Origin of the sequence: Coleofasciculus sp. C1-SOL-03 (assembly GCF_040220555.1) — a bacterium.
In the GTDB taxonomy this organism is placed as follows: Bacteria; Cyanobacteriota; Cyanobacteriia; order Cyanobacteriales; family Coleofasciculaceae; genus Coleofasciculus.
The window spans coordinates 1-4,454 of the sequence record NZ_JAVJUO010000238.1 but is presented as its reverse complement, the minus strand read 5'-3'; the positions used below and the strand labels follow the sequence as shown (position 1 = coordinate 4,454).

General features: G+C 44.9%; 3 protein-coding genes and 1 pseudogene. 1 reads left to right on the top strand and 3 read right to left on the bottom strand.

The genetic code is table 11. The annotated features are described in order from the left end of the window. Positions 1-193: 193 nt before the first annotated feature. Positions 194-508: pseudogene (locus RIE73_RS35995) on the bottom strand (DJ-1/PfpI family protein); the annotation flags it as partial. A gap of 508 nt (positions 509-1,016) precedes the next feature. Between RIE73_RS35995 and RIE73_RS35990 the strand changes: the two are divergent. Next, positions 1,017-1,919, top strand: a complete 903-nt coding sequence (locus RIE73_RS35990) for an Rpn family recombination-promoting nuclease/putative transposase (protein ID WP_446405733.1) — start codon at positions 1,017-1,019, stop codon at positions 1,917-1,919. 201 nt (positions 1,920-2,120) lie between these two features. Here the strand turns inward: RIE73_RS35990 and RIE73_RS35985 are convergent, their stop codons facing one another. Further along, positions 2,121-2,909 (bottom strand): ABC transporter permease, encoded by a 789-nt coding sequence (locus tag RIE73_RS35985; RefSeq protein WP_446405732.1) that lies wholly within the window; start codon positions 2,907-2,909, stop codon positions 2,121-2,123. 312 nt (positions 2,910-3,221) lie between these two features. Then, positions 3,222-4,205 (bottom strand): ABC transporter ATP-binding protein, encoded by a 984-nt coding sequence (locus tag RIE73_RS35980; protein ID WP_446405731.1) that lies wholly within the window; start codon positions 4,203-4,205, stop codon positions 3,222-3,224. Between the last annotated feature and the right edge of the window lie 249 nt (positions 4,206-4,454).

Here is a 4,454-nt window from a genome sequence, read left to right as displayed (position 1 = left end):
TTAAGGATTCAGCACTACAGCTATAAACCTGTTCACTGATTGCTTAACTGAATCCGATAGAGCATGATGCTGGCGTTCACATCAAGGTGTCATGACCCGTCTAACGTAGACTGCGGTGAGTCTTGGTCTGCACGTTCCGACGCAAGTCCAGATATGCCTAGATCTGCATAGTTCTGTATAGGTTTTTCGGAACGGTTATCTCTAGAACCGTCTCATTTAGGCGGATATATTCCGGGGCACGTCCACCGGGAATCACCAAGGCATCATAATCGGCGGCTACTACCTCACTGAATGTGGCATTCAAGGCGAAGTTATGACCGGGTTTTTCACTATAGGTTTGATCCCCTTCAAAATCGTGAACCGCCGTTTTTACGCTGTCTCCAGCCTTTTTATCAGGACAAACTGCATGAACAGTATGTCCCACCATTTGCAATGCCTGAAATGGCACCATGACCTCGTAGTCTTCGACGAAATCGCCAACGACCATTAAAATCTTTTTTCCACTCATCGTTGTTTAGTCCTTAATAAACGTCAACGCGATCGCTTCCAATGATGATTATCCTTAATCGTAGCGTTGAAAAGCCGAAGAGGTGACAAATGAATTCAGTAGACCAACAATGACAGACAGTTGCGGTTCTCTAGCTGTAGCCTTAGGTTGGGTTGAGTTAGCAAACCCAACACCATCGACAGGTCAAGTACCCCATCCACCCTACTTCGCACCCACCCTGTCCAAGAAACCTGATATGCCCCAAAGCAACCCTAAGCTGTTTGGCATTTAAACCTTAATGTTAATCCTGAAAAATTTTTTGTACGCTAAAACGCATTTAAATTGTGTATTTTCTGTTATCCTTTGCCTTTTCCCTGTTGCCTTTCAGGGTTTTAGGCATCCCAATTTAAATGCCGAACAGCTTAGTGCGAGTTTCTTGCTGGCTAGCCATTCCCCATTTAAATGGATGACAGCTTTGTGTTACGATTAAACTATCTTCTGTCTTTTCAAGCTTAAACGGGAGAAATCCATGAGATTTATTAGCCCCAAGGTCGATTATGCCTTTAAAAAAATATTCGGCTCCGAACAAAGTCAAGCTATTTTAATCAGTTTTCTCAATGCCATCATTTATGACGGCGAGAAGGTGATTCAATCCTTAACGATTGTCAATCCCTATAATCCCGGTCAGGTGATTAGCTTAAAAGAAACCTATTTAGATGTAAAAGCGGTGTTAGCCGATGGCTCGATTGTGATCATAGAGATGCAAATTGCCTCTATGTCAGCATTTAATAAGCGAGTGGCGTATAATCTGGCAAAAGCCTATAGCAACCAGTTGGCAAAAGGAGAAGATTATCCCCTTCTCAATCCGGCAATAGCGGTGACAATTACGGATTTCATATTATTTCAAAATACAGAGAAAATAATCAGTAAGCTTTCCTTTTATGAGGAAGAGGATAAGTTTCCAATTCTCGGAAATGAACTGCGGCTAATTTTTGTAGAATTACCGAAATTCAAGAAAACCCTGTCTGAGGTACATACTTTGGCAGATAAATGGATTTATTTTCTGAAAGAAGCGGCACGTTTAGAGAGTATTCCTGAGAGTTTGGCAGAAGTATCAGAGATAGAATTTGCGTTACAACTGGCGAATCAAGCCAACATGACAGTAGAAGAATTGGACATTGTTGATCGGCGAGGGATGATGCTGCAAGATGAGAAAGGACGAATTACTTATGCTGAAGAGAAAGGACGACTCACTGAAGCACTTGCCTTAATCATGCGCCAACTTAAAAAGCGTTTTGGAGACATCCCGGCGACGCTCAGCCGCAAAATTGAGGATTTATCTCTTGAAGATTTAGAAAGCTTAGGAGAAGATTTTTTAGACTTCAACAGTTTGGCGGATTTGTCAAGTTGGCTTGAGGAGCGATCGCGCTAAACGAACGTTACAGGAGTTCGATCACGCCACCCAATCTACATTCTAACCCGGGGCGTTTCGGCTTTTAGAAGTGAGTTTGACCGAACCTAATTTTGTACGGTTTTTCCCCCTTGTCTTCTTTCCATCCTTGTCCTCCTTGTCTTGTCCCAACCATAAAATAAAAAACCTACACCTGTAAGCCCCCCTGCACCCCCACTCATCTCAAGCTCCCATTCCCGAATACTGCTTCAATCCCTTGCGCCACAACCAGCGATTGATGCCAAAAAATAACAATCCCCAACCCACCATAACCAAAATTCCTTGGATAAAATTAACAGGTAGCCCAACTAACAACGCGGCGGGAAAATGAGCCAAGTAAGGGAAAGGTGTCCACTCGGCAACAGCTCGAACTGTAGGGGGAAAAACTTCCAACGGTGCCATCATTCCTGACAGAAATAAATAGAATAAATACCAAAATTGTTCCAGTGAACTGGCTCGCTCTGTCCAAAATGCAAATAAAGCAAAGGTATATTGGATTAAAAATCGTAGGGCAAATGCCATGGCTGTGATGAATATAAATAATAGTATATCACCCAAACCAGGTAACCAAAAGGCTGGGGGATAGAGGAAAAAGAACAAAGCTAAAAGTACAACGGATAAAGGTAGGCGAACAAAGCGTTCAGATAGATGACCTGCAACATGATGCCATACGGGATCAATGGGTTGTAGGAGTTTAGGAGACAGTCTGCCTTCTACCACTTCCCGTTCAAAATCAAAAATCATCCACACCACAGTAAACTGGCGAACGATAAAAACCGATAGGAAGTAACGCATAAATTCTTCAGGAGTTAGTTCAAACTCCCCGGCTTGAGATGCCTGCATCCAAACCCCCATAAGAATCAACGGCAAGCTGTTGGACAGTATCCAAAAAAAAAGCTCTGCCCGGTATTCCAACATGTGAGCATAGTACACAGATAGAAATATCTTACTGGTATAAATTAATCGCTTCATAGTAATTAGACGCTGCTGAATCAGTATTGTGGTGGGGGAGATGGGCAAGGTAAATAATTAATGACTAGAAAAAAGTTTTCTATGTAGGGGCGGGTTTCACTACTATCGTTTGAAATGGTGCGTTACGCTACCCTACCCTACCCTACCCTACCCTTCGGGAACGCTGCGCGAACGGGAACGCTGCGCGAACGGGAACGCTGCGCGAACGGGAACGCTTCGCGAACGCTAACGCACCCTACACCCGCCCTGTCCAAATGATTAATTTCTGGACAAATGACCAATGACCAATGACCAATGACCAATGACCAAAAATCACGAAACAACTCCGGCTCGGAAAACCCGACCGATGACTTCTTCGATGGGGGGGTCACTAACCGTTAAATCTATCACCTCTAAATCCGCCAAAATCCGAGCCACGGTACTTGTCAGCTTTTCACGCTGCACGAGGAAACGTACCGCTAACCCATCCACCGCTTCTATTTCTGCATAACCCGATAACTCCTCTTTTGACAAGGGTTGAGCCAGTTCTACTTTCACCTCCCGATAGGGAGCAAAGCGATTGAGAAGTCCCTCCAAGCTGCCATCATAAATCATTTGCCCTTCATAAATTAGCAGCACTCGCTGACACAATGCTGTAATATCTGCCATGTAGTGACTGGTCAATAAAACCGTGGCTCCCGTGCGCTGGTTGTACTCGCGTAAGAAATTCCGCACCGCTAATTGTGCATTAACATCCAATCCCAATGTCGGTTCATCCAAGAATAAGACTTGGGGTTGATGCAAAAGCGCCGCCAGCAATTCGGCTTTCATCCGTTCTCCGAGGGAGAGTTTCCGCACGGGTTGCGTGAGTTTGGCTTCTAAGGATAACATTTCTGCCAGTTCCCCGACACGACGTTGAAACTGGTTGTGAGAAATTCCATAAACGGCGGCGTTGATTCTCAGGGAATCCAAGGCGGGTAAGTCCCAAAGCAGTTGTTGCTTTTGACCCATGACTAGGGTAATCGTCTGCAAAAAGTTGGCTTCCCGCTGAAATGGCTGATGACCCGCCACCTTAACCTCACCCCCGGAAGGGTGAACCAGTCCGGTGAGCATTTTCAAGGTCGTGGTTTTACCGGCACCATTGGGACCGAGAAATCCCACCACTTCCCCCATACCAATTTCAAAGGAAACATTTTGTACAGCAACGACAGAGCGGTACTTTCGGCGCAAAAAGTGGGTGAGAGTCCCCTTAATACCGGGTTGTTTGACCGCTACGGGGTAGACTTTGCTCAGATTTTGAGCCACAACAATAGACATAATGATCTAGTCTACTTGACTCTTAGTGGAGAGTGATCGCGCATTTTGTAAATAACCCGCTTTAAGACAGTCCGCCACAATTTGCTCAACCAATTCCCAAAGCTGAGGTGTACCGATATAATTTTGCTAACTTATGCTAACAATGCACTCTAAAAGACAAGCTCTTAGAGAGGGGATATCTCCCAAAGCCCGTAGGAAAATCCCACGGGCGCCGTTAATGTCCCTGTCCATCCGAAATCCATCACCACC